The organism is uncultured Abyssibacter sp., from assembly GCF_964000955.1.
Lineage (GTDB): Bacteria > Pseudomonadota > Gammaproteobacteria > Nevskiales > OUC007 > Abyssibacter.
This window is the reverse complement of the sequence record NZ_CAXFCL010000057.1, coordinates 1-2,054: the sequence shown is the minus strand read 5'-3', so window position 1 is coordinate 2,054 and position 2,054 is coordinate 1. Positions and strand designations below refer to the sequence as shown.

The following is a 2,054-nucleotide window of genomic DNA, read 5'->3' as shown; positions in this document are numbered from 1 at the left end:
TGGCGCTCGGTAGCGCCGATGAGGCGGCTGAGTTCGCGCCGTTGCAGCAACAGCTTGCGGGTGCGGTCGGGCTTGGCCAGCACGTGGGTGGACGCCGAGGTCAGCGGGTTGATGTGCGCGCCCAGCAGCCAGGCCTCGCCATTCTTGATGTAGACGTACGCCTCGGCCACCTGGGCACGACCTTCGCGCAGGGCCTTGACCTCCCAGCCGTCGAGAACCATGCCGGCCTCGAAGCGCTCTTCGATGTGATAGTCGTGCCGTGCACGGCGGTTCACGGCGATCTGGCGATCGCTCAACTTGGATTTGCTCTTCTTGCTCACGCCCAGGATTATACGTGCCCGCGGCGGTGGTCCGTTGTGGCGATCGCGCGATGCGCTGTTGGCCGACAGGCCGGACGGGCCGCGATCCGGAGCCAGATCTTGAATGGGGGAGAAGAATGCCGCTGAGGTCGTCACCTTACGGCTATTGGAGTTCGCCGAGCCGATTCGTCCTGGCGGTGCTGGGCATCGTGATCGGGTTGGGCAATCTCTGGCGGCTGCCGGCGCTTGTTGCCGACCATGGTGGTTCCGCGTTTCTCGTCATCTATCTGATCAGCCTGTTCGGGATGGCGTCTCCGCTGTTGATCAACGAGTGGCTGCTGGGTCGCTGGATGCGCTCGAATATCGTCTGGGGCATCCAGCACCTGTCCAGGGTCGGGAATGTCGCCCGCGGCTGGCAATTCTTCGGCTGGACGGCGCTGATCGCCGCGGGCCTGGTGCTGTCGTACTACGCGGTCATCGCCGGCTGGACGCTGGCCTATGCGATTCGGGCCGGCGCCGGCGTGTTCGCGGATGCGCAGGCCAGCGCGATTCGCGGCCAGTTCCTGGCCCTGGCCGGGGACCCGGAGCGCAGCCTGGCCTGGCACACCATCTTCATGGTGATCGTCACCATCATCGTCGCCCACGGCCCCCGGGTAGGGCTGGAGCGCGCGGCCAGCCTGCTGGTTCCGACCGCGATGGCGCTGGTGGTCGTGCTGTTCCTGCTCGCGGCCAGCACCGGGCATCTCGACGAGGCGGCCGGGCAGCTGCTGGGCTTCCGTCCGGGCGAACTGGGGCTGACTGGCGTGCTGTCGGCGATTTCGCAATCGTTCTACACGCTGAGCCTGGGGGTCGGGGTGATGATGGCCTACGGGGTCTTCATGCCGGCCAATGCGCCGGTGGTGCGGTCGGCCTGCGCGGTGCTGATCGGCGACACGGTGTTCATGCTCGTGGGCGGCATGGCCATCTACGCGATGGTGCTCGCCGCCGGTGAAACGCCGCGATCCGGCGTGCCGCTGCTGTTTCAGCAGGTGCCGCAGGCCTTCGGCGAACTGGGTGTGGTGTCGACGCTGGCGGTCTTCGTCCTGCTCGCGATCTTGACGCTGACCTCGGCGATCGGCCTGCTGGAGCCGATTGTGCTGCGCGGGATGGAACGCTTCGGGATCACCCGGGTCTTCGCCGCAACCGCCTGCGGGATGCTGATCTGGCTGGTCGGCCTGATGACCATTCTCTCGTTCAACGTGCTCGCCGAGCTGGCGCCGGGTGGACGCACGATCGCCGAGTGGCTGCTAACCCTGACCGGCAGCGTGCTGTTCCCGCTGACCACGCTGGGTCTCTGCATCTACGTGAGCCGTATGCTGCCCAAGGCGCTGGTGGCCGATCTGTGGGGCGCCGAGCTGACGGACCGGCGCTATCGCATCTGGCATTGGATGATGCGCTACCCGGCGCGCATCGGCATCATCATCGTGCTGATCGATGCGCTGGGCATCGGGCAGCGACTCGTTTCCCTGTGGACCCAACCGTGAGTTCGACCGATCTCGTCGCCATTGAAGTGGCCTACGCCCTGCCGCATCGGCAGGCCCTGCTGCGGCTGGATGTGCCCGCTGGCACGACGGTGGAGGAGGCGATCCGGCGCTCGGGGCTCCCGGAGCAGTTTCCGGAGATCGATCCGGGCAGCGCGAAGACGGGCATCTTCGGCAAGCAGGTGCCGGGTTCCACGGAGGTCAAGCCCGGGGATCGGGTCGAGATCTACCGACC

General features: G+C 66.8%; 3 protein-coding genes. 2 read left to right on the top strand and 1 reads right to left on the bottom strand.

The window, feature by feature from the left end; translation table 11 throughout:
• Positions 1-320 (bottom strand): SsrA-binding protein SmpB (gene smpB, locus ABNS06_RS02490; RefSeq protein ID WP_348672384.1); only part of this gene is annotated, 320 nt, incomplete at its 3' end.
• A gap of 116 nt (positions 321-436) precedes the next feature.
• Here smpB and ABNS06_RS02485 point away from each other — a divergent pair.
• Together ABNS06_RS02485 and ABNS06_RS02480 are read left to right on the top strand one after the other, a co-directional pair.
• Complete coding sequence (locus tag ABNS06_RS02485; RefSeq protein WP_348672383.1) at positions 437-1,822, top strand: sodium-dependent transporter; 1,386 nt, start codon at positions 437-439, stop codon at positions 1,820-1,822.
• Positions 1,819-2,054 (top strand): RnfH family protein (locus ABNS06_RS02480; RefSeq protein WP_348672382.1); only part of this gene is annotated, 236 nt, incomplete at its 3' end. The genes ABNS06_RS02485 and ABNS06_RS02480, both read left to right, overlap by 4 nt.

Coding starts and splice junctions, on each gene's coding strand:
- ABNS06_RS02485 (WP_348672383.1), top strand. CDS start 437: ATGCCGCTGAGGTCGTCACCTTACGGCTATTGGAGTTCGCCGAGCCGA.